This window comes from Curtobacterium sp. BRD11, from assembly GCF_031844345.1.
Classification (GTDB): Bacteria; Actinomycetota; Actinomycetes; order Actinomycetales; family Microbacteriaceae; genus Curtobacterium.
In genome coordinates this window covers 894,946-917,417 of record NZ_JAUZUZ010000001.1, presented here as the reverse complement: position 1 = coordinate 917,417, position 22,472 = coordinate 894,946, and the positions used below count along the sequence as shown (strand labels likewise).

The 22,472-nt window shown below is 71.6% G+C and carries 26 protein-coding genes; 23 read left to right on the top strand and 3 right to left on the bottom strand.

Annotated elements, in window-relative coordinates:
• Positions 1-19: 19 nt before the first annotated feature.
• The 4 genes from rpsP to trmD are packed head-to-tail and all read left to right on the top strand — an operon-like array spanning position 20 to position 1,952.
• Positions 20-436 carry a 30S ribosomal protein S16 gene (rpsP, locus tag Q9R28_RS04170; RefSeq protein ID WP_066654835.1) on the top strand — a complete coding sequence of 139 codons (417 nt, stop codon included), beginning with the start codon at positions 20-22 and terminating at the stop codon, positions 434-436.
• A 4-nt stretch (positions 437-440) separates the two neighbouring features.
• Positions 441-677: an RNA-binding protein gene (locus Q9R28_RS04165; RefSeq protein ID WP_058730104.1), complete on the top strand. Its 237-nt coding sequence runs from the start codon at positions 441-443 to the stop codon at positions 675-677.
• Positions 678-696: 19 nt separating this feature from the next.
• Positions 697-1,257, top strand: coding sequence for a ribosome maturation factor RimM (rimM, locus tag Q9R28_RS04160; protein ID WP_307810335.1), 561 nt, complete (start codon positions 697-699; stop codon positions 1,255-1,257).
• A 2-nt stretch (positions 1,258-1,259) separates the two neighbouring features.
• Positions 1,260-1,952, top strand: a complete 693-nt coding sequence (trmD, locus tag Q9R28_RS04155; RefSeq protein ID WP_066654831.1) for a tRNA (guanosine(37)-N1)-methyltransferase TrmD — start codon at positions 1,260-1,262, stop codon at positions 1,950-1,952.
• 254 nt (positions 1,953-2,206) lie between these two features.
• On the opposite strand, the gene map is transcribed toward trmD, so the two are convergent.
• Complete coding sequence (gene map / locus Q9R28_RS04150) at positions 2,207-2,998, bottom strand: type I methionyl aminopeptidase (protein ID WP_311205526.1); 792 nt, start codon at positions 2,996-2,998, stop codon at positions 2,207-2,209.
• A 191-nt stretch (positions 2,999-3,189) separates the two neighbouring features.
• Between map and rplS the strand changes: the two genes are divergently transcribed.
• The 9 genes from rplS (at position 3,190) to Q9R28_RS04105 (ending at position 10,339) form a co-directional block, all read left to right on the top strand.
• On the top strand, positions 3,190-3,543 hold the full coding sequence (gene rplS, locus Q9R28_RS04145; protein WP_058730094.1) for a 50S ribosomal protein L19: 354 nt from the start codon (positions 3,190-3,192) through the stop codon (positions 3,541-3,543).
• A 183-nt stretch (positions 3,544-3,726) separates the two neighbouring features.
• Entirely contained in the window at positions 3,727-4,470 is a 744-nt protein-coding gene (lepB, locus tag Q9R28_RS04140) for a signal peptidase I (RefSeq protein WP_066654826.1), read from the top strand.
• Positions 4,467-5,171, top strand: a complete 705-nt coding sequence (locus Q9R28_RS04135; RefSeq protein WP_066654823.1) for a ribonuclease HII — start codon at positions 4,467-4,469, stop codon at positions 5,169-5,171. Before lepB ends, Q9R28_RS04135 begins: the two co-directional genes overlap by 4 nt.
• A 49-nt stretch (positions 5,172-5,220) precedes the next feature.
• Positions 5,221-5,544: a DUF2469 family protein gene (locus Q9R28_RS04130; protein ID WP_058730091.1), complete on the top strand. Its 324-nt coding sequence runs from the start codon at positions 5,221-5,223 to the stop codon at positions 5,542-5,544.
• Between the two features lie 135 nt (positions 5,545-5,679).
• Positions 5,680-6,036: an Lsr2 family protein gene (locus Q9R28_RS04125; protein WP_311205525.1), complete on the top strand. Its 357-nt coding sequence runs from the start codon at positions 5,680-5,682 to the stop codon at positions 6,034-6,036.
• 153 nt (positions 6,037-6,189) lie between these two features.
• Positions 6,190-6,543: a YraN family protein gene (locus tag Q9R28_RS04120; protein ID WP_311205524.1), complete on the top strand. Its 354-nt coding sequence runs from the start codon at positions 6,190-6,192 to the stop codon at positions 6,541-6,543.
• Complete coding sequence (locus Q9R28_RS04115; protein ID WP_251159683.1) at positions 6,540-8,060, top strand: YifB family Mg chelatase-like AAA ATPase; 1,521 nt, start codon at positions 6,540-6,542, stop codon at positions 8,058-8,060. The genes Q9R28_RS04120 and Q9R28_RS04115 overlap by 4 nt, the downstream gene beginning before the upstream one ends.
• On the top strand, positions 8,057-9,307 hold the full coding sequence (gene dprA, locus Q9R28_RS04110; protein WP_311205523.1) for a DNA-processing protein DprA: 1,251 nt from the start codon (positions 8,057-8,059) through the stop codon (positions 9,305-9,307). The genes Q9R28_RS04115 and dprA overlap by 4 nt, the downstream gene beginning before the upstream one ends.
• A gap of 27 nt (positions 9,308-9,334) precedes the next feature.
• The gene (locus Q9R28_RS04105; protein WP_066654816.1) at positions 9,335-10,339 is read left to right on the top strand and encodes a tyrosine recombinase XerC; all 1,005 of its coding nucleotides are present in this window, start codon (positions 9,335-9,337) and stop codon (positions 10,337-10,339) included.
• Between the two features lie 72 nt (positions 10,340-10,411).
• On the opposite strand, the gene Q9R28_RS04100 is transcribed toward Q9R28_RS04105, so the two are convergent.
• Entirely contained in the window at positions 10,412-11,026 is a 615-nt protein-coding gene (locus tag Q9R28_RS04100) for a M23 family metallopeptidase (protein ID WP_311205522.1), read from the bottom strand.
• Between the two features lie 404 nt (positions 11,027-11,430).
• Between Q9R28_RS04100 and Q9R28_RS04095 the strand changes: the two genes are divergently transcribed.
• The 10 genes from Q9R28_RS04095 to Q9R28_RS04050 all read left to right on the top strand — a co-directional run bounded on the left by Q9R28_RS04095 (position 11,431) and on the right by Q9R28_RS04050 (position 20,319).
• Complete coding sequence (locus tag Q9R28_RS04095; protein WP_066654813.1) at positions 11,431-12,870, top strand: sugar porter family MFS transporter; 1,440 nt, start codon at positions 11,431-11,433, stop codon at positions 12,868-12,870.
• A 440-nt stretch (positions 12,871-13,310) separates the two neighbouring features.
• Complete coding sequence (rpsB, locus tag Q9R28_RS04090; RefSeq protein ID WP_066654811.1) at positions 13,311-14,219, top strand: 30S ribosomal protein S2; 909 nt, start codon at positions 13,311-13,313, stop codon at positions 14,217-14,219.
• A gap of 80 nt (positions 14,220-14,299) precedes the next feature.
• Positions 14,300-15,127 (top strand): translation elongation factor Ts, encoded by an 828-nt coding sequence (tsf, locus tag Q9R28_RS04085; RefSeq protein ID WP_066654809.1) that lies wholly within the window; start codon positions 14,300-14,302, stop codon positions 15,125-15,127.
• A gap of 155 nt (positions 15,128-15,282) precedes the next feature.
• Positions 15,283-16,002 (top strand): UMP kinase, encoded by a 720-nt coding sequence (pyrH, locus tag Q9R28_RS04080; protein ID WP_058729969.1) that lies wholly within the window; start codon positions 15,283-15,285, stop codon positions 16,000-16,002.
• A gap of 45 nt (positions 16,003-16,047) precedes the next feature.
• A complete protein-coding gene (gene frr, locus Q9R28_RS04075) occupies positions 16,048-16,602 on the top strand; it encodes a ribosome recycling factor (protein WP_066654807.1) in 555 nt (184 codons plus the stop codon).
• Positions 16,602-17,612: a phosphatidate cytidylyltransferase gene (locus Q9R28_RS04070; RefSeq protein ID WP_081984918.1), complete on the top strand. Its 1,011-nt coding sequence runs from the start codon at positions 16,602-16,604 to the stop codon at positions 17,610-17,612. Before frr ends, Q9R28_RS04070 begins: the two co-directional genes overlap by 1 nt.
• Before the next feature lie 72 nt (positions 17,613-17,684).
• Positions 17,685-18,233, top strand: coding sequence for a DivIVA domain-containing protein (locus Q9R28_RS04065; protein WP_200884098.1), 549 nt, complete (start codon positions 17,685-17,687; stop codon positions 18,231-18,233).
• A gap of 60 nt (positions 18,234-18,293) precedes the next feature.
• Entirely contained in the window at positions 18,294-19,274 is a 981-nt protein-coding gene (locus Q9R28_RS04060) for a transglycosylase SLT domain-containing protein (protein ID WP_245171041.1), read from the top strand.
• Positions 19,275-19,288: 14 nt separating this feature from the next.
• On the top strand, positions 19,289-19,594 hold the full coding sequence (locus Q9R28_RS04055) for a hypothetical protein (RefSeq protein WP_374191713.1): 306 nt from the start codon (positions 19,289-19,291) through the stop codon (positions 19,592-19,594).
• Positions 19,591-20,319 (top strand): alpha/beta family hydrolase, encoded by a 729-nt coding sequence (locus Q9R28_RS04050; protein ID WP_311205521.1) that lies wholly within the window; start codon positions 19,591-19,593, stop codon positions 20,317-20,319. Before Q9R28_RS04055 ends, Q9R28_RS04050 begins: the two co-directional genes overlap by 4 nt.
• A 176-nt stretch (positions 20,320-20,495) precedes the next feature.
• On the opposite strand, the gene Q9R28_RS04045 is transcribed toward Q9R28_RS04050, so the two are convergent.
• On the bottom strand, positions 20,496-22,343 hold the full coding sequence (locus Q9R28_RS04045; RefSeq protein WP_311205520.1) for a hypothetical protein: 1,848 nt from the start codon (positions 22,341-22,343) through the stop codon (positions 20,496-20,498).
• Positions 22,344-22,472: the final 129 nt, after the last annotated feature.

Here is a 22,472-nt window from a genome sequence, read left to right as displayed (position 1 = left end):
ACACGCAACAGGAGTAATTGTGGCTGTCAAGATCCGTCTCAAGCGTCTCGGCAAGATCCGTGCGCCCTACTACCGCATCGTCGTCGCCGACTCGCGCACCAAGCGCGACGGTCGTGTGATCGAGGAGATCGGTCAGTACCACCCGACCGAGGAGCCCTCGGTCATCAAGATCGAGTCCGAGCGTGCGCTCTACTGGCTCGGCGTCGGCGCGCAGCCGACCGAGCAGGTCGCGGCGCTCCTCAAGCTCACCGGCGACTGGGGCAAGTTCAAGGGCGAGGGCAACACCGAGTCCACCGTCAAGGTCGCCGAGCCGAAGCAGGCCTTCGTCGCGGACACTGCCAAGAAGGCCGTCCTGAAGCCGAAGTCGGAGAAGACGGCCCCCGCCGCCGCTCCGGCCGAGTCGGCCGACGACGCCGCAGAGACGACCGAGGCCTGATTCCTTGCTCGACTCTGCGCTGACGCACCTCGTCAAGGGGATCGTCGATCACCCGGACGACGTCCGCGTCGCCAGTTCCACCTCTGCGCGTGGCGAGGTCCTCGAGGTGCGTGTGCACCCCGAGGACCTCGGTCGCGTGATCGGTCGCGCCGGACGGACCGCAAAGGCGCTCCGCACCCTCGTCTCGGCTCTCGCCGACGGCAAGCGGGTGCGGGTCGACGTGGTCGACACCGATTCCTAGGGAGACGACCCAACTCCGGGTGGGTCGCATCACGAAGGCGCACGGGCTCAAGGGCGGCATCAAGCTCGAGCTCTACACCGACGACCCGGATCGTCGGTTCACGCCGGGGGCGGAGTTCACGCTGCAGGTCCCCTCGGACTCGCCGTGGTCGGGCAAGACCCTGACCATCGACGAGCTCCGCTGGTACAACGGCCACCCGGTCGCCTTCTTCGAGGGCGTCGCGGACCGCACCGCCGCCGAGTCCCTCGCGCGGGCGATCCTCTGGGTCGAGCAGGACGCCGACGCCGAGACCGGTGAGGACGACGCCTGGTACGACCACCAGCTGGTCGGCTTGCGCGTGCTCCGCGACGGCGTCGAGGTCGGTACGGTCGCCCGCGTCGACCACCTGCCCGCGCAGGACCTGCTCGCGATCGACACCCCGTCGCGCGGCGAGGTCCTGGTGCCGTTCGTCTCGGCGATCGTGCCGACGGTCGACATCACGGCCGGGACCGTCACGGTGACGCCCCCGACGGGACTGTTCGAGGACCCCGAGGACACCTCGCGGCCCGAGACGGTCACGCCGACCGACCGCGAGGGCTGATCGTGCGCATCGACATCGTCACGATCTTCCCGGAGTTCTTCTCCGTCCTCGACGTCTCGCTGCTCGGCAAGGCCCGCTCGGACGGGCTGCTCGACGTGCACGTGCACGACCTGCGGCACTGGACGACCGACCGGCACCGCACGGTCGACGACACCCCGTACGGCGGTGGCGCGGGCATGGTCATGAAGCCCGAGCCGTGGGCGCAGGCGCTGTCGTCGATCCTGCGCGAGGACGGTTCGTCGACGCTCGTCGTCCCCACGCCGGCCGGCACCCCCTTCCGTCAGTCGATCGCCCGGTCGCTCGCGTCCGAGCACGACCACCTCGTGTTCGCCTGCGGGCGGTACGAGGGCATCGATGCCCGCGTGTTCGCGTGGGCGGCCGAGCGGTGCTCGGTCGTCGAGCTCTCGCTCGGTGACTACGTGCTGAACGGCGGCGAGGTCGCGGCCATGGCGATGATCGAGGCGGTCGGCCGTCTCGTCCCCGGGGTCGTCGGCAACCCGGAGTCGCTCGTCGAGGAGTCCCACGAGGACGGCCTGCTCGAGTACCCGTCGTACACGAAGCCGGCCCTCTGGCGGGACCTCGAGGTGCCGGACGTCCTGCTCAGTGGGCACCACGCGCGCGTCGCCGCCTGGCGGCACGAGCAGCAGGTGGAGCGGACCCGTCGCGTCCGCCCGGACCTGCTGCCCGACGCGTAGCGCCGGCCGCATCGCCGCGCGCGCTGCGCCGGCTGGTCCGGCAGTGGTGCTCCGCGCCGTTCCGGTCGCACGACGTGCCGTTCCTGCACGTTGCGGTCGCACGACGTGCCGCCGGCGCACGTTCCGGTCGCGCGACGTGCCGCCGGGCTGGATCGTGCGCCGCAGGTCGCGCGACGAGGGCGCCCGCGTCCCGACGGATGGATGGATGGACGGACGGGAGGCGCGGGGCGGGGTCGCGCCGCGCCTCCCGGCCGTCAGGCGGTCGCCTCGATGCGCTGGGCGCGTCGCAGGGTGAGCACCTCGGGACCGTCGTCGGTGACCGCCACGGTGTGCTCGACGTGCGCGGCACGGGATCCGTCGACGCTCTTCAGCGTCCAGCCGTCCTCGTCCTGCACGAGTTCGTCGGTGCCCTGCATGAGCCACGGTTCGATCGCGACCACGAGGCCCGTGCGGAGCTTCAGGCCGCGGCCGGGGCGGCCGTCGTTCGGCACGTGCGGGTCACCGTGCATCGTGCGGCCGACGCCGTGCCCACCGAACTGCGTGTTGACGCTGTAGCCGGCGTCCTTCGCCACCCTGCCGATGGCGTAGGAGACGTCGCCGAGCTTGTTGCCCGGTCGGAACTGCTCGATGCCGGCCAGCAGCGCGCGCTCGACCGTCCCGACGAGTCGCTGGTCCTCGTCGCGGGCCGTGCCCACCTGCACCGTGACGGCGGAGTCCGCCACCCAGCCGTCGACGCTCGCGGCGAAGTCCAGGCTGACGAGGTCGCCGTCGACGAGCACGCGGTCGTACGGCAGGCCGTGCAGGGCCGCGTCGTTCACCGACGTGCACAGGTTCCGGCCGAAGGGGGAGTTGCCGAACGAGGGGTGGTAGTCGACGTAGCAGCTCACGGCGCCACGGTCGGCGATCATCCGAGCGGCCACGCGATCGAGGTCGAGCAGGTTCACGCCCACGTCGACGGTCTCGAGCAGCTCGTCGAGGACGTCGGCGACGAACCGTCCGGCGGCGCGCAGGCCCTCCAGCTCGGCGGGGGTGCGGAGTTCGATCATGCGTCCATCCTGGTCGTTTTGCGAGCGGGCTTCCCTGTGGCATGATGGACCGCTGTGCCCTCTGTGGCATGATGGACCGCTGTGCCCTGGCTGGACTCTGCCACGGGGGAGTCGCCGATTCCGGGCACGCACACTTCTTTCCACACACCGATCCGCGGCGACCCGTGCGCGTCCGCAGAGAGTGAACGAACATGCAGCTCCTCGACCACGTCGACGCAGCGTCCCTGCGCACCGACGTCCCGGACTTCCGCCCCGGCGACACCATCAAGGTGCACGTCAACATCATCGAAGGCACGCGCTCGCGTGTCCAGGTGTTCCAGGGTGTCGTCATCGCCCGCCAGGGCCACGGCCTCGGCGAGACCTTCAAGGTCCGCAAGGTGAGCTTCCAGGTCGGCGTCGAGCGCTGGTTCCCGGTGCACTCGCCGATCATCGACCACATCGAGGTCGTCACCCGCGGTGACGTCCGTCGCGCGAAGCTCTACTACCTGCGCGAGCTCCGCGGCAAGGCGGCCCGCCGCAAGATCAAGGAGAAGCGCGACGCCTGATCGCCTTCACAGTGAGGGCCCGCGAGCCGGGTTCCACTGGACGCCCCCCGCCGATGTACGGTTGTGCATCGACGGGGGGCTTTCCCGTTGTGCGCGCTCCACGGAGCGCAGGGTCTTCCACGTCCGACGAGTGCGGGTGTGGGTCGGCACGCTGGTCGAGCGTGCATGTGAACGAGAGCGGACATGACGGACACCACCGAAGGATCGGGACGCCGCCCACGGGCTGAGCACAAGGGCAACGGCGTCCTGACGTTCCTGCGGGACCTCGTCATCATCTTCCTCGCGGCACTGCTCGTCTCGTTCCTCGTCAAGACGTTCCTGATCCGGTCGTTCTACATCCCGTCGGAGTCGATGGAGAACACCCTGCAGGTGAACGACCGGGTGATCGTCAACGAGCTCGTGCCGGACGTGGTGTCGCTCAAGCGCGGTGACGTCGTGGTCTTCAAGGACCCGGGCGGCTGGTTGACCGGCACGAACGTGCCGGGCGTCGCGCCGACCACGCAGCCGGCGAAGGCGATCGACTGGCTCCTCACCCAGGTCGGTCTCGGGACCGGCGACAGCGACGACCACCTCATCAAGCGGGTCATCGGCCTGCCGGGGGACAAGGTCACGTGCTGCAACGACCTCGGGCAGATGTCCGTGAACGGCGTGCCCATCAAGGAGCCGTACACGCTGCTGCCGAGCGGCGCCCCGGCGTCGGCCGACCCGTTCTCGGTGACCGTCCCCGAGGGCACGATCTGGGTGATGGGCGACAACCGCAACGACTCGAAGGACTCGCGCTACAACCGCGACACCCCGTCGAAGGGCTTCGTGCCGCTGTCGGACGTCACCGGCAGGGCGTTCGTCATCTCGTGGCCCACGAGCCGCTGGACGTGGCTCGACGACTACCCCGACGTGTTCGCGGGTGTGGAGGAGAAGGACCGGTGACCCCGGTCCGGCCATCGCTCCGGGTCGAGAAGAAGCTGCTCGGCTCCGGTCGCGTGACCGTGATCGGCATGGACGAGGTCGGCCGTGGGGCGATCGCCGGTCCGGTGGCCGTCGGGGTCGCGGCGGTGACGATCGACATCGGACGCGTGCCCCAGGGGCTCGCCGACTCGAAACTGCTGTCAGCCGCTCGGCGCACCGAGCTCGAGCCCGTCGTCCGACGGTGGGCACGGACCGCCGTGGGCATGGCGACGGCGGACGTGGTCGACCAGCAGGGGATCGTCCCCGCGCTCGGCCAGGCCGGTGCGGCGGCGCTCGGCGCGCTCGTCGACGACGGGCTGTGCCTCGACGACGCCGTCGTGGTGCTGGACGGCTCGTTCGACTGGTTGTCCCGTGCCGTCCCCACAGCACTGGTCCCGTCCGCCCGTCCGCTCGACGTCGTGGTGCGCGTGAAGGCGGACCGCGACTGCGCCTCCGTCGCCGCAGCGTCCGTGGTGGCGAAGGTCGAGCGCGACGCCCTGATGGTCGCTGCGCACGAGGGGGCTCCGCACTACGGGTGGGCGTCGAACAAGGGGTACGGGTCCACGGCGCACTACGACGGGATCCGGTCCGTCGGGGCGCACGCGCTGCACCGGAAGAGCTGGCTGCACCAGGCGTCGAGCGTCGCCCTGGACGGGTTCGACGAGCTGGCCGTCACCGGCTGACCCACCTCGTCGTCCATCGTCGGTCGGCTCGCCGTAGACTGTGCGGGCGATGGATGACGACGAATTCGACGACTACGACCGCGAGGTCGAACTTGCCCTGTACCGCGAGTACCGCGACGTCGTGTCGCAGTTCCGGTACGTGGTCGAGACCGAGCGGCGGTTCTACCTGGCGAACGAGGTCGACCTCGTCCGCCGTGACACCGAGCACGACTTCTACTTCGAGCTCACGATGAACGACGTGTGGGTGTGGGACGTCTACCGTTCCGACCGGTTCGTGAAGTCCGTGCGTGTCCTCACGTTCAAGGACGTGAACGTCGAGGAACTCACGTCGCGGGAACTCGAACTGCCCAAGGAACTCGCACTCGACGAGTGATCCACAGCTTTACTGGAATTGCGACTCGGGCTTCTTCCGACGACATTTCCGCAATTGTCGCGCTACGGTGGTGGTGAAGCTTTTCCCGTGACCCACCGTCACGGGGATCACCACCCCTCGACCCAGGAGCACGACATGGCACAGAAGGTCACCGTCCAGCTCGTCGACGACCTCGACGATTCGCCCATCGCCGCCGGCGAAGGCCGCACCGTGGAATTCGCGTTCGACGGTGCGAACTACGAGATCGACCTGTCCGACGACAACGTGGACAAGTTCCGCGAAGCGATCTCGGACTACGTCGCAGCGGCACGGAAGGTCTCCGGTCGTCGTTCCGGTGGCAGCAGCGGTTCCGCGCCGAAGTCCGCGCCCAAGCGCGGGAACTCCGAGGAACTCGCGAAGATCCGCGACTGGGCGAAGGAGAACGGGTACGAGGTCTCGAGCCGCGGCCGTATCTCGACCCAGGTGCAGGAAGCGTACGCAGCCGCGCACTGACGCACGACCTCACGAGACCCCGGATGTCCTGACGACATCCGGGGTCTCGTCATTCCTGCACAACATTTCCATCAAGAGTGCTCATCCACAGTTCCGCCATCCGACCGACGGCGCCGGTTGCATTGCCGCATCGTCGTCGGTGGAGGCGACGACATGGAACGACGAACACTCGGGCAGTACGGCGAGGACCGCGCGGTGGAATGGCTCACGGCGCGCGGGTACCGATTGGTGGAACGGAACTGGCGGTGCGCACGCGGCGAGGTCGACGTGGTCGCCTGGCACGGGCGGACACTCGTGTTCATCGAGGTCAAGACGCGAGCGGGCACGTCGACCGGGCACCCGTTCGAGGCGATCACCACGGCGAAGACCGCGCGCCTCCGACGGCTGGTGCCGATGTGGTTCGCGGCGCATCCCGACACGCACGCCCCGGCGGTCCGTCTCGATGCGCTGGCGGTGCACGTGGCCGGTGACCGGCACGGCATCGAGCACCTGACGGGGATCCTGTGACCGGCATCGGTCGGTCCGCCGCGGTCGCCCTGCTCGGCGTGACCGGACGGCGGATCGAGGTCGAGGCGCACCTGACGAGCCAGCTGCCCGCCTTCAGCATCATCGGGCTGCCGGACACCTCGTTGGGCGAGGCCCGAGAGCGGGTCCGGGCCGCAGCGGCGAACGCGGGGGCGCCCCTGCCGGCCCGGCGGATCACGGTCAACCTGACGCCGGCGGCGATCCCGAAGCGCGGATCGGGCTTCGACCTGGCGATCGCCATGGCGGTGCTCGCCGGTGCGGACGTCGCGCCCTGCGTGAGCGAACGGGTCGTGTACATCGGGGAGCTCGGGCTCGACGGGCGACTCCGGCCCGTACCCGGGGTCGTGCCGATGCTGCTCGCGGCACGGGACGCCGGAGCCGAGCGGGTGGTGCTCCCCACGGGGAACGCCGAGGAGGCCCGTTTCGTGCGCGGCGTGGACGTCCGCGCCGTGGATTCGCTCCGTGCCGCCGCGATCGACGCCGGGGCGCTCCTCCCGCCGGTCGAGGTCGACCCGGTCGCCGCACCGCCGGTGCTCCCCGAGCGTTCACCCGTCGCCGAGCTGGCCGAGGTCGTGGGCAACCCCACCGGCGTCCGTGCCCTCGTCGCGGCGGCCGCCGGCGGACACCACGCCCTGCTCGTGGGACCGCCCGGTGCCGGCAAGACGATGCTCGCGGAACGGCTGCCGGGCCTGCTGCCGGACCTCGACGACGACGCGGCGCTCGAGGTCGCGGCGGTCCGGTCGGTCGCCGGGCACGGGGTCGCATCGTGGACCACGAGACCTCCGTGGGAGGCCCCGCACCACTCGGCGTCCGCGGTGTCCCTCATCGGTGGCGGCTCCGGCACGGTCCGACCGGGCGCCGTCTCGCGCGCGACTCAGGGCGTGCTGTTCCTCGACGAGGCCCCGGAGTTCCCGCGCGCGGTGCTCGACGCGCTGCGACAGCCCCTGGAGTCCGGACGGATCACGGTGCACCGGGCCGCCGGGGCCGCCGAGTTCCCCGCACGCTGTCAGGTCGTGCTCGCGGCGAACCCGTGTCCGTGCGGCAACGCCGGCTCGATGCGGCAACCGTGCGAGTGCGCGCCGGCCACCGTCCGCCGGTACCTCGGCCGCATGTCCGGGCCGTTGCTCGACCGCATCGACATCCGGGTGCGCGTGCCGCGGGTGACCACCGGCCTGATCCGCGGTGAGGACGGCACGACGCCCAGCACGGCGCAGGCTCGAGCGACCGTCGAGGCGGCACGCCACTCGATGCGCACCAGGCTCGTCGGTACGGGGTGGACCCGGAACGCCGAGGTGTCGGGGGCGTGGCTCCGCGGCCCCGGGCGGGTGGACCGGCGGGCGACGACGGCGCTCGACCAGGCGCTCGACCTCGGCACGCTGACGATGCGCGGCTGGGACCGGACGATGCGCCTCGCCTGGACGCTCGCGGACCTGCAGGGGGACGACCGGCCGGGCGAACGGCACGTGCGCGAGGCCCTCGCCCTCCGGAGTGCGCTGTGACCGGGGCGCCCGACCTGCTCGAGACGGTCGCGGTGCTCCTCGGTCGGGCTGGGGCCGACGCGGTGGACCCGGTGGAGGCAGCGGCGCGCGTGGCGTGGTCGGCCGTCGTGGAGCCGGGGGACGCGGTGGCGGGGATGCTCGTCCAGGGACTCGGGGCCGAGCGCTCGTTCGCGCTCGTCCGGTCGGCGTGCGACGACGGACCCGTTGGCCTGCTCGACTCCTGCATCGACCGGGGTGTCCCGGGGGCTGAGTCCCCGGCACCCTTCGCCCGCACGCTGCGGGTCGCCCTCGAGCGTTGGCGCCCACGGCTCGCCCGGGTCGACGTGCTGACGACGCTCGAGGCCGCGCGCGCGGTCGGTGCGCGGCTCGTCGTGCCGGGCACGGCCGGGTGGCCCACCGGCGTCGACGACCTCGGGCCGCACGCGCCCGTCGTGCTCTGGACGCGGTCGGGGCGTCGGGCCTCCGGTCCTGCCCTGGCCGTCGTCGGTTCGCGGGCGAACACCGTCGCAGGGGCCGAGGCGACCGCGGAGATCGCCTCGGCGGCCGCCGACGCCGGGTGCACGGTGGTGAGCGGTGGGGCCTACGGCATCGACGCGACCGCGCACCGGGTCGCGGTCGCGGCGGGCACGCCGACGGTGGCGGTCCTGGCCGGCGGGATCGACCAGCTCTACCCGACGGGCAACGTCGAACTGCTGCGGAACGTCGCACGGCAGGGCAGCCTGCTGGCCGAGTCCCCGCCGGGTACCCGGCCGACACGGTGGCGGTTCCTCGCACGGAACCGACTGATCGCGGCGCTGGGTGCGGCGACCGTCGTGGTCGAGGCCGGGGCCCGCTCGGGCGCGTTGAACACGGCGCACCACGCTGCGCAGCTCGGCCGACCCTTGTTCGCCGTCCCGGGGGCGTTCTCGTCGTCGGCGTCGGTCGGGTGCCACCGTCTCGTGGCGCAGGGGCGTGCTCAGATCGTCGTGGGTCCGGGCGACCCCGTCGAGGCCGTCGTCGGACGACGCGGATCCGGTCGAGGACACCCGTCGAGGGACGGTGGGCCGACGTGCGCCGACGAGCCGATCGGTGGTCGGCAGGACCCCGAGGTGGTCCGGGTCCTGGACGCATTGGGACGGCGGGCGCTCGGCGAGCAGGAGATCGCCGTGCGCTCGGGCATGTCGGCGGGTGCGGTGGCGGACGCGCTCGCGCTGGCCGAACTGCAGGGGCTCGTCACGCACACCGTCGGCGGGTGGACCAGGTCGTGACGGCGCCGGACGCTTACCCTGGGGCCCGTGGCGGAGCAGACGGACGGGCGACTCGTGGCGGCGGTGGAGTCGTTCCTCGACCACGTCCGTGGCGCCCGGGGTCTGAGCGACCAGACCGTCCGTGCCTACGCGAACGACCTCGACCAGCTGGTGCAGTTCGCCGACGAGCGGCGGATCGCCGCCACCGCGGACCTCGGTCTCGAGGTGCTCCGCGACTGGCTGTGGGAAGCGGACCGACGCGGGCTCGCCCGGTCCACGATCGCGCGCCGGTCGTCGTCGGTGCGGGCGTTCACCCGCTGGGCCAGCGAGACCGGTCTGCTCGACACCGACCCCGGCGCCCGGCTGCGCGCGCCGAAGGGGGCGGGGCACCTGCCGCGCGTCGTGTCGACCGACCAGGTCCGGACGGTGCTCGACGGACTCGAGGCTCGGGCGGACACGGACGACCCTGCTGCGCTCCGCGACCTGGCGGTCGTCGAACTGCTCTACGCCGCGGCGATCCGGGTGAGCGAGCTCGTCGGCATCGGCGTCGAGGACGTTGACCGAGACCGCCTGACCGTGCGAGTGCTCGGCAAGGGCGGCAAGGAACGGGTGGTGCCGTTCGGCGTGCCCGCAAGGGACGCGCTCGAGGCCTGGCTCGAACGGGGGCGCCCGGTCCTCGCTGCGCGCGCTGCCGAGCGGTCACCGGCCCCCGCCCGGCAGTCGGACACCTCCCCGCAGCCGGACCCCTCCGAGCAGCAGGTGCAGCGCTCCGGCGGGCCCGCGCTCTTCCTCGGCGACCGGGGTGGCCGACTCGGGGTCCGCAGCGTGTACCGGGTGGTCGCTCGAGCGCTCGGAGACCTGCCGGGCGCGGGTCCGAGCGGGCCGCACACCTTCCGGCACACCGCGGCGACGCACCTGCTCGACGGGGGAGCGGACCTCCGGGCCGTGCAGGAGCTCCTCGGGCACGCGAGCCTCGGGACGACGCAGATCTACACGCACGTCTCGTCCGCCCGGCTCCGGGAGGTCTACCGAACGGCGCACCCCCGCGCTTGACGGCGAACGGCCGGGCGGGAGGCCCGACGCCGTTCCGCCGCACGGCCTCGCGGCCTCGCGGCCTCCGGCACGTCACCCCGGCCACGCCGACTCCGGGAGCAGGACCGGCCAGGCAGCCGGCGACAGGAACCGCAGCGGATCGACGTAGCGACCCTCGACCCGTGCGCCGAGGTGCAGGCACGGATCGGCGGCGGGACAGTGTCCGACCGTGACGACACCGACCACCATCCCCTGCTGGACGGCGTCGCCCGTCGCCACCGAGGGTTCGACGGAGTCCAGCGTGCTCACGAGGCCCTCACCGTGGTCGATGGTCACGACGCCCCTGCCGGCGACCTGCCCGGCGAACGACACCGTGCCGTCCGCCACCGCGACCGCAGGGGTACCGTCGGACGTAGCCAGGTCGATGCCGCGGTGACCGGGCGCGTAGTCGTCCGCGGGTGCCTCGAACGGTCGGACCACCTCGCGCGTGCCCGTCGGCCAGACCCACGGCGCCGGAGCGACGTCCTCGCTCGCCACGATCGTTCCGGCCGAGCGGCCAGCCTCGTCGGACGTCGCCGGGTGCCCCGACAGGAGCGCACTCGCGAGCGCGACCACGAGCGGACCCGCGAGTGCGACCAGGAGTGCGACCGCGAGGACGAGGAGCCCACCCGGCCGCCCGGGCCGAGGGAGGAGCGGTGACCGTCTCATGTGACGAGGGTCGTCGAGACGCACCCGGGCACGGGCGGCGGCAGGCCGATCTGGGGACGGTGCCCGCTGCCTCCAGGGCTGTGCAGGGACGGCTGTCGGACGGCGCCGCGCCGCACCACGTCCCCTCGCGGTGCCGGCTGCGACACGACACGCGTCGATCGACGCGTGCAACGTCGGCGAACCCGTGCGATCCACGGCGACCCCAGAACGCGTCCAACCCCGCATGCCCCGCCGCGTCGCCGCGTCGCCGCGCCGCCGCGCCGCCGCGCCCCGATGTGCCCCGCGAGCCGCCAGCGAGTACAGTCGGGGCCGCTCCGGAACACGCAACGCCGCTCGGACGGCGAACCAGCCGACCGCCGGGGCACCGTGCGCCACCCAGCACGGCGGCAAGAACCTGGAGCACCGTGTCGAACACGTCCACCCAGCACGGCGAGGACCGTGCGTTCAAGGGGAAGGTCACCCTGTTCGCCATCGCGGCGGCAGTCGGCGGCTTCCTCTTCGGATTCGACTCCTCCGTCATCAACGGAGCCGTCGACGCGATCAAGGGCGAGTTCGGCCTGTCCGAGGCCGCCAGCGGCTTCGCGGTCGCCTCCGCGCTCATCGGTTGTGCCTTCGGTGCCTACTTCGCCGGTCGCCTGGCCGACCGCTGGGGCCGGACGCGCGTCATGTTCTGGGCAGCGGTGCTGTTCTTCGTCAGCTCGATCGGCTCCGCCTTCGCGTTCGCGACCTGGGACCTCGTCATCTGGCGTCTCGTCGGTGGCCTCGGCATCGGTACCGCGTCGGTGATCGCCCCCGCGTACATCTCCGAGGTCTCCCCGAAGGCGATCCGCGGCCGACTGGCGTCCTTCCAGCAGCTCGCCATCACGCTCGGCATCTTCGCCGCCCTGCTCTCCGACCAGCTCTTCGCGGTGACCGCCGGTGGCGCCTCGGAGCAGGTCCTCGGCCTCGCCGCCTGGCGATGGATGTTCCTCGTCGGTGTCGTGCCGTCCGTCGTCTACGGCGTGCTCGCGATCACCCTGCCGGAGTCCCCGCGCTTCCTGCTCTCGAAGGGCCGTGCCGACGACGCCCGTGAGGTCATGGGCAAGATCGTCCCGCGTGACACCGTGAACACGAGCCTGGAGGAGATCCAGGACGGCATCAAGAAGGAGGCCAACGAGAAGAAGGGCTCCATCCGGGGCAACCGCTTCGGCCTGCAGCCCATCGTCTGGGTCGGCATCATCCTCGCCGTGCTGCAGCAGTTCGTCGGCATCAACGTGATCTTCTACTACTCGACGACCCTCTGGCAGGCGGTCGGGTTCAAGGAGAGCGACTCGTTCCTCATCTCGACGATCACGTCGATCGTCAACGTCGCCGTCACGTTCATCGCGATCTTCACCGTGGACAAGCTCGGCCGGAAGCCGCTGCTCGTGGCGGGCTCGTCGGGCATGTTCGTCTCGCTCACGATGGTCGCGATCGCGTTCTCGCAGGCCACGATCGTGGACGGCGCGCCGAGCCTGCCCGGCTCCTGGGGCATCATCGCGCTGATCTTCGCCAACCTGTTCGTGGTCTCCTTCGGCGCCACCTGGGGTCCGCTCATGTGGGTCCTGCTCGGCGAGATGTTCCCGAACCGCATCCGCGCGACCGCGCTCGGCGTCGGCTCGGCCGCCAACTGGATCGCGAACTTCGTGGTCACGATCTCGTTCCCGGTGCTCTCCGGCTTCAACCTGACGGTGACCTACGGCATCTACGCCCTGTTCGCCCTGCTCTCGCTGTTCTTCGTCATCGCGAAGATCCCGGAGACGAAGGGCCGCTCCCTCGAGGAGATGGGCATCACGGCAGAGGGCGACACGGTGTCGGCGAAGTAGCGTCCACCGGCGTCACCACCTGACGGGAGGCGCGGTGCGGGTCGGACCCGCACCGCGCCTCCCGTGCGTCCCGGCTCCGTCGTGTCCCGGGCACGGTCGTGTCCCGGGCACGGTCGTGTCCGGGCGCCGTCGTACCGGGCGCGGTCGTGTCCGGGCTCCGTCGTGTCCGGCGACGGCCTGGGCGTCCGGACCTGCTAGCATTGCGACCGCAGCGCGCTCCGGCGCGCTGACTTCGCGCGTCCACAGTGCTCGTGCAACAGCAGTGCTCGTCCAACAGCAGTGCTCTCGCCACGACACGTTCCGCGGCCACCGGTCCTGCTCTCACGAGCGGGCGGCCGCGCGGACAGGGCGCCAGGGGTCACGGCCACCGGTCGCGACCGACACAACCGCAACCGTGCGCACGGCCGAACAGTCGTGTGCCGAGAACAAGGAGGGACGGCATGGCCGTCGTCACCATCCGCCAGCTGCTCGACAGCGGCGTCCACTTCGGACACCAGACCCGTCGGTGGAACCCGAAGGTGAAGCGCTTCATCCTCGCCGAGCGCTCGGGCATCCACATCATCGACCTGCAGCAGTCGCTGGCCTACATCGACCGCGCGTACGACTTCGTCAAGGAGACGGTCGCGCACGGTGGCACGATCCTCTTCGTGGGCACCAAGAAGCAGGCGCAGGGCTCCATCGCCGAGCAGGCGACCCGCGTCGGCCAGCCGTACGTCAACCAGCGTTGGCTCGGCGGTCTGCTCACGAACTTCCAGACGGTCTCCAAGCGCCTCGCGCGCATGAAGGAGCTCGAGGAGATCGACTTCGACGACACGACGAAGGGCTTCACCAAGAAGGAGCTCCTCATCAAGAAGCGCGAGCTGGACAAGCTCCACAAGACCCTCGGTGGTATCCGCAACCTCACGCGGACCCCGAGCGCGCTCTGGGTCGTCGACACCAAGAAGGAGCACCTCGCGATCGACGAGGCGCAGAAGCTCGGGATCCCGGTCATCGGCATCCTCGACACCAACTGCGACCCCGACGAGATCACCTACCCGATCCCGGGCAACGACGACGCGATCCGCTCCGTCGGTCTCCTCACCCGCATCGTCGCCGACGCCGCGGCCGAGGGCCTGAAGACCCGCCACAACGGCGGCGACGAGGAGACGGCCGAGCCGCTGGCCGAGTGGGAGCAGGAGCTCCTCTCCGGTGAGCAGGGTGGTGCGCAGGCCGCTCCGGCAGCCGAGGCCGCCCCCGCAGCCGAGGCTCCCGTCGAGGAGAACGACGCCGACGCGCAGGTCGCCGCGAAGGAGATCGGCGAGCCGATCGCCGACGAGGCCAAGAACGCCGAAGCCACCTCGGCCGAGTAGTCACCGGGGGCGTCGGGCCGGTCGGCTCGGCGCCCCTTCCCTCTCTCTCCACAACACCAGTCCAGAAAGGACTCCAGTCAATGGCCAACTACAGCCTTGCTGACGTGAAGAAGCTCCGTGAGGACCTCGGGGCCGGCATGATGGACGCGAAGAACGCGCTCGTCGAGGCCGACGGCGACTACGACAAGGCCGTCGAGCTGCTCCGCATCAAGGGCGCGAAGGCCGTCGCCAAGCGCGACGACCGTGCGACCTCCGAGGGTGTCGTCGTCGCGACGACCGAGGGTGGCGCCGCCACCGTCGTCGAGCTCGCGAGCGAGACCGACTTCGTCGCGAAGAACGAGAAGTTCACCACCCTCGCCGACAAGGTCGTGGCCGCGGTCGCCGCCGCCGGTGCGTCCGACGTCGAGGCCGGCAACGCCGCGCCGCTCGACGGCAAGACCGTCGCCGAGACGATCGACGAGGCCGCCGCCGCGCTGGGTGAGAAGCTCGCGCTGCGCACCGTCGTCCGTGTCGAGGGCGACGCCTTCGAGGTCTACCTGCACAAGACCAGCCAGGACCTGCCGCCCCAGATCGCCGTCGTCATCGCCTACGCGGGCTCCGACGCCGCCGAGGCGCGGTCGATCGCCCAGCACGTCGCGTTCGCGAACCCGACGTACCTGACCCGCGACGAGATCCCGGCCGAGGCCATCGAGAAGGAGCGCGCGACCGTCGAGGCGATCACGCGCGAGGAGGGCAAGCCGGAGGCCGCCCTGCCGAAGATCGTCGAGGGTCGCCTCAACGCGTACCGCAAGCAGGTCGCGCTCCTCGAGCAGGACTACGCGAAGGACAACAAGCTGTCCGTCGCGAAGGCCGCCGAGAACGCCGGTCTGACGATCCAGGGCTTCGCCCGCGTCAAGGTCGGCGCGTAACGAACCCGTGACGGGGCTCGGAACCACATCGGTTCCGGGCCCCGTTTTCTGCGCGCTGCGACACGCGCGGAGCCGGCCGGGAGGCACGACCTCCTCCGCCGGACCGGCTGCGGCCGGGTAGATTCCCACGAGACATTCGACGAAGGGTGCGCCACATGACGAACGAGAAGACCGGACGCCGCCGGGTCCTGCTGAAGCTGTCGGGGGAGGCGTTCGGGGCGGGGTCCCTCGGGGTGAACCCGGACGTCATCAGCACCATCGCCAAGGAGATCGCGCAGGCCGCGCAGGACGTCGAGGTGGCCATCGTGGTCGGCGGCGGCAACTTCTTCCGCGGTGCCGAGCTCTCGCAGCGCGGCATGGACCGCGGTCGTGCCGACTACATGGGCATGCTCGGCACCGTGATGAACGCGCTCGCGCTCCAGGACTTCCTGGAGCAGGCCGGAGCGGCGACCCGGGTGCAGTCCGCGATCAGCATGACCCAGGTCGCCGAGCCGTACATCCCGCGGCGCGCCGAGCGGCACCTCGAGAAGGGGCGCATCGTGATCTTCGGCGCCGGTGCGGGCCTGCCGTACTTCTCGACCGACACGGTCGCCGCCCAGCGTGCGCTCGAGATCGACGCGCACGAGGTCCTCGTGGCCAAGAACGGCGTGGACGGTGTGTACACCGCCGACCCGAAGAAGGACGCCACCGCCGAGAAGCTGCACCACGTCACGTACCAGGACGCCCTGCTGCAGGGCCTGAAGGTCGTCGACGCGACGGCGTTCTCGCTCTGCATGGACAACGGCATGCCGATGCACGTCTTCGGCATGGAGGGCGAGGGCAACGTCGCGGCCGCCATCCGCGGGGAGCGCATCGGTACGGTCGTCAGCAACTGACCCGCACGCTGACTAGACTCGACGCAGTACCGAAGGAGAACCACCGTGATCAGTGATGTCCTGACCGAAGCCACCGAGAAGATGGCGAAGGCCGTCGACGTCGCCAAGGACGACTTCGCGACCGTCCGTACCGGACGCATCAACGCCGCCCTCTTCCAGAAGATCCCGGTCGACTACTACGGCACCCCGACGCCGCTCGCGCAGCTCGCGTCGCTCCAGACGCCCGAGGCACGCACGCTCATCGTCACGCCGTACGACAAGTCGGCCCTCAAGGAGATCGAACGCGCGATCGCGACGTTCCCGAACCTCGGCGCCAGCCCGTCGAACGACGGCGAGATCGTCCGCGTGACGATCCCGGAGCTCACGCAGGACCGCCGCAAGGAGTTCGTGAAGCTCGTGCGTGGCAAGGGTGAGGACCACAAGGTCGTCATCCGGAACATCCGTCGCCGCGCGAAGGACGACCTCGACGCGCTGAAGGGTGAGATCTCCGACGACGAGATCGCCCGGGGCGACAAGGACCTCGAGGCCCTGACGAAGAAGCACGTCGACCAGATCGACGACGCGCTGAAGAAGAAGGAAGCCGAACTCCTCGAGGTCTGATGCGTCTCCCCGAGCCGGGCGGCGACCGCCCCACAGAACCGCGCCCGACCGGAGCAGCCCCGACCACGAAGAAGGGGCTGCGACAGGACTTCGATGCCCGTGCCCGTGCGGCGCGCGCCGACTTCGAGGCGCAGCTCAAGCAGCGCAAGGCGGACTTCGGCGCGCGCAACGAGGCACTGACCGCCCGCACCGGCCGCAACCTGCCGGCCGCGATCGCCATCGCCCTGGCGTTCGCGGTCGTCATGCTGGGGTCGCTCCTCATCTGGAAGCCGGCGTTCATGGTCGTCGCGGCCTTCCTGCTCGGGGTGGCCGTCTACGAGCTCGCGAGTGCGATGCGGTTCGCCGGGCGCGACGTGCCGCGCATCCCGAGCGTGGCCGCGGCCGTCGTCATGGTCCCGGCAGCGTTCCTCGGAGGGCAGGTCGCGGCGCTGTTCGCGATCCTCGGCGGCATCGTCCTCATCGCGGTCTGGCGGCTCGTCGAGGTCGCGATCGCGCGGGAGAAGCCGCCGGCCGGTCACGTCGCCCGCGACCTGACGAACGGTCTGTTCGTGCAGGCCTACATCACCCTGCTCGGTGCGTGCATCGTGCTGCTCTCGGCCCAGCCCCGCGGTGAGCTGTGGGTGATCGCCTTCATCCTGGTGGTCGTCGCCGTCGACACGGGTGCGTACGCCACCGGGCTCAACCTCGGCAAGCACCCGATGGCGCCGCGGATCAGCCCGAAGAAGACCTGGGAGGGCTTCGCGGGATCGGTCGCCGCGAGCATCCTGGTCGGCATCGTGGTGACCTGGCTCATGCTCGGTCTGCCCTGGTGGACCGGCATCGTCCTCGGTGTCCTCATCTCGGGCTCCGCCACGCTCGGCGACCTGACCGAGTCGATGATCAAGCGCGACCTCGGCATCAAGGACATCTCGTCGTTCCTGCCCGGGCACGGTGGGCTGCTCGACCGCATCGACAGCATCCTGCCGTCGTCGGCCGTGGCCTACGTGTTGTTCCTGGTGGTCGTCCACTGACCTGAGCGCCCGACGCCCTGTCGGACCGCGCGTCCAGGTGGCGCCATGGTCCGGTGCTGGCAGAATGTCGCCGTGGCCACGACCTTCCCCTCCGCAGACCGCAAGTCCCTCGGGTACGACGTCGACGAGGTCGAGCGGTTCCTCGAGGACGCCCGTCGTGCGTACACCGCCGGCGACACCGCTCCCGGCATCGAGGCGGCGAAGATCCGCAGGACCGCCTTCTCCATGCGCAAGGGCGGCTACTCCACGGCACACGTCGACGCCGCGCTCGAGCGCCTCGAGGACGCCTTCGCCGCTCGCGAGCGGGAGCGCGAGATCGCCGAGACGGGTCAGAAGGCCTGGTACGCCGAGGCCCGCGCCAAGGCGTCGGACGTCGTCGCGCGACTCGAGCGTCCCACCGGGCAGCGGTTCGCACGCACCAGCCCGCTCGGCACCGGCTACCACCCGAAGGACGTCGACGTCTTCGCGGAGCGGCTGGCGGGCTACTTCCGCGACGGCAAGCCGCTCAGCCTGACCGAGGTCCGGTCGGTGGTGTTCCGCCCGAAGCACGGCGGCTACCGCGAGGCGCAGGTGGACGCGCTGCTCGACGCGGTCGTCGAGGTCATGCTCGCCGTCCGCTGACGACGCGCGGGACACCGGTGCTTCTCTTCCCGTGACCGTTCCGTTATCCTGGACCCACTCATGGGCAGGCACACGGCAGACCTCAGCTCCGACCGCGGTACCCGCGAGCACCTCGACCGTCCGGTCGTCGGTGAGCGCCGCGCGGCACGCGACCGACTCCGCACGACGGGGCACTCGGTCCTCCACGAGACCCCGCGGGTCGAGACGGCAGCGCTGCCGTCGACACCGCTGGGCGCACCCGTGACGGCGCCGACCCCGGTCGCGACGTCCGCCGCACCGGCGACCGCTCCGGTCCTCGTCCGCGGACCGATCGCACCGACCGGTGCTGCCGACCCGCGCATCGTCCAGCAGCGACGCGCGGTCGCCGCACCGGCGAAGCCGAAGGCCGCCCGGACCCTCAACTCGTTCATGCGCGGACGCGCGACCATCCCGACGCTGTCGTTCTTCGCCGTCTTCGGCTTCGTCGGCGGCTCGCTGTTCAACCCGATGCAGCCCGACGTCGCCCAGGCCGCCGTCGTCGCTCCGGTGCTCGTCAAGGCGCCCGTGGAGCCGCAGCAGTTCACGGCACACGGCACGTACGCCGCGTTCGACGTGACGCGCGACGGCTACGGCGTCACGCTGCCGAAGCCCAAGGTCGAGGAGAAGCCGGCCGAAGCCACCAACGACCAGGCCGACCCGGCAGCGAAGAGCACGGCCGTCACGCCGTCGAACACGCTCGCGGCGACGGCCGCGACGCCGAACCCGGGCAGCGCGCAGGAGATCGCCCAGCAGATGGTCGCCGCACGCGGCTGGGGGAGCGAGCAGTTCAACTGCCTCGTGTCGCTGTGGAACAAGGAGTCGGGTTGGCGCGTCAACGCGTACAACCCGAGCGGTGCCTACGGCATCCCGCAGGCGCTGCCCGGCAGCAAGATGGCCACGGCCGGTGCGGACTGGCAGACGAACCCCGCGACGCAGATCACCTGGGGTCTCAACTACATCTCCGGCGTCTACGGCACCCCCTGCGGCGCGTGGGGCCACAGCCAGTCCTACAACTGGTACTGATCGGCAGTTCCGGGGTGCCGCGCAGCAACCGACCGCGGCGACCCCGTGGTCGTGGTCCCGAGCCGACCGAGGACGAGACCGGTCTCGACCGCCTCATGAGTTCGTGGAGGCGGACCGAGGTCCGTCGCGGTCGTACCTTCACCGTGCAACCGGTGTCCGCGGCGTCCGCACAGAAGGAGTACGTCTGTCCGGGCTGCGGCATGGCCGTGCTGCCGGGTGTCGCGCACGTGGTGGTCTGGCGCGCGGACGGTGTGCTCGGGGACGACGCCGACCTGGCGTCCCGCCGACACTGGCACAACCACTGCTGGAGCATCGCATGAGCACCGAGATCCGCTCGAACACCGAGCTCCCCGCCCGACGTACCGACATCGAACTGGTGACGGACGACCACCTCACCCTCGTCGGCGAGCTCGCCGAGCCGCTCGACCGGCCTGCGCGGGGCACGCTCGTGACGCTCCACCCGCTGCCGACCGCGCACGGGTTCATGGACAGCCACGTGCTGAAGAAGGCTGCCTCGCGCCTGCCCGCGCTGGCCGACATCGCGGTGCTGCGGTTCAACTTCCGATCGGTGACCTCGCCACGGGGCACGTCCGAGGGCGTCTTCGGTGACGGTGAGTCCGAGGGCTTCGACCTCCGCGCCGCCGTGCAGGAGACCGTCGCACGCGGACTGCCGACCCCGTGGCTCCTCGGCTGGTCGTTCGGCACCGAGGTCGTCCTCAAGCACGGCCTCGAACACGTCGCCGCGGGGAACGTCGCCGGCCTGGTGCTGCTGTCGCCCCCGCTGCACCGGACCTCGGACGACGAGCTCCGACGCTGGGCGGACGTGGACGTCCCGGTCGTCGCGCTGGTCCCGGAGCACGACGACTTCCTGCAGCCGGAGGACGCGGTCCGCCGCTTCGCCGTCGCGCCGAACGTGCGGGTCGTCCCCGTCGCGGGCGCGAAGCACCTGTGGGTCGGGGAACGGTACGTCCGCACGGTCCTCGACGCCGTCGCGGACCTCGTGGTCCCGGGCAGCGCGCCGCTGCCGACGCACCTCGACGACTGACCACACGGTCGGCGTCGCGACCGGGCTGACGCCACCGACCGGTCAGGGCCGGACGGCGACCGTGCCCCGCGAGCCGACCGTCCCGGGTGAGCGGCGAGCGCCACGGCTGCCGCGGGGGACGCGACCCGGCCCGGAGGCGCGCGGTGCGCCTCCGGGCCGGGTCGCGGATGCCGTCCTCAGCGGGCGGTGGCGTCCTCGTCGAGGGCCTCGTCGTCCGCCGGCCGGCCGGCCGCCACGGGGGACTCGTCGAGGAGCCCGGTGGCGTGCGTGAGCACGCCGCGCAGGTTCTCCAGGTACCCGGCGACCGCGTCGCGCTCGGTGCGGATGGCGGCAAGCCGGTCCTCGGACTCGGCGATCGCCGCGGCCGACCGTTCCTCGGCCTCCGCGATCATCCGGTGGACTCGCTCCTGGGCGTCGCTGACGATGGTGCGTGCACGTTCCTGTGCCTGCGCGGTGCTCGTGCGCTCGAGGTCGTCGGCCTCCTGCTGCAGCCGCTCGGCGCGCTCCCGCGCCTCGGACGCGCGGCGGGTCGCCTCGGCGAGCTGCAGGTTGGCCTCGTCGAGGTACTTCTGCGTCTCGGCCACCGTCTCCTGGTGCTTCTGCAGGTAGTCCTGCTCGGCGTCGTCACGGCGGGCGGCGAGCTCGGACTCGAGCGCCGCGCGGGCCTCGTCGCGTTCTCGGGCGATCGCCGTGCGGACCTCGTCGCGTTCCTGCTGCAGGTCGGCGCGCACCGTGTCGACCTCCTGCTGCAGCGCCGTGCGCTCGGCCTCGAGGTCGGAGAGCTCGGCCGTGCGGCGGTCGGCGATCTCGGTGTCGACCTCGGCGTGCTCCCGCTCGCGGCGCGCAGCGAGCTCGTCGGCGTGCTCGCGAGCGGCGCGCTCGGCGGCGGCGTCGGCCTCGGCGCGCTCGCGTTCGAGGCGGGCGCGGTGCTCCTCGAGTTCCGCGGCGATGCGGGCAGCGGTCTCCTCCACCAGGCGTGCGTTCTCGGCCCGGGTCTGCTCCTCGTCGACACGGAGCTGCGCACGGGCGGCCTCGAGCTCCTGGTCGAGGGCGGTGCGGGTCTCGGCTGCCTCGCGCTCCCAGCGTGCGCGGGCGGCACGGAGTTCGGCGTCGAGCTCACGACGACGGTCGCTGGTCTCCGCCTCGAGTGCGGCCCGGCCGCGCTCGACCTCGGACTCGAGCTCGGCCCGGCCGGTCTCGAGCGCGAGCTCGTGCGCTCGGCGCTGCTCGTCGCGCTCGCGCTGCCAGGCAGCGCGGCCCTCGGCGACCTCGCGCTCGAGGGCGGCGCGCCGCGTGGTCTCCTCGCGGTCGAGGTCCGCGGTGCGCCGGGCGTGGTCGGCCTCGAACACACTGCGTCGGTGCTCGGTCTCACGGTCGAGGTCGGCAGCGGCGCGACGGGCGTCCTCGGCCGCGCGCTGCGCGTCCTCGCGCAGCTCGGCGACCTCGCGCTCGACACGGGCACGCAGGGCATCGGTCTCGCGGATGGCGACCGAGCGGACCTCGGCGGCCTCGGTGACGGCTGCACCCAGGACGGCGGCGGCCTCGTTGCGGGCGTCCTGGGTCAGCAGGCCGGCCTCGGCACGGGCACGCTCGATCGTGTCGGACGACTCGGCCCGGGCGCGGGTGAGCTCGTCGGTCGCACGGGAGCGGGCGTCCTCGAGGGTCTCCGACGCCTCCTGCCGGGCTTCGCGGAGCAGACGCTCGGCCTCGTGCCGACTCGATGCGCGGAGCCGCTGGGCGTCGATGTCCGCCTGGCTGATGAGCCGTGTCGACTGCTCCTCGGCCACGCGCAGGGTGGACTCGAGGCGGGTGCCGAGCCCGCTGTAGGTCGGGGTGCCGGCCTCGTCGAGCTCGCCCTGCAGGTCCGCGACACGCGCCTGCAGGAGACGGATCTCCTTGGCGGCCTCGGCGCGGTCGGTGTTCGACTTGATGAGTTCGCGGCGGAGCTCGTTCACCGAGCGGTCCACCTCGTCGCGGCGGTACCCGCGCAGCTCGGTCCCGAACTCGGCCTCGTCGTTCGCCACGTGTTGCTCCTGGGGGTCGGCGGAGGGCCAGCCCTTGGCCCGCGGACGAGTCTAGTGGCGGCCCACCGGCGCCGACTGAGCCCGTGGACAGCGGTGGGGGATGCGATGTCCAGGGTGCCTCGCTATCCT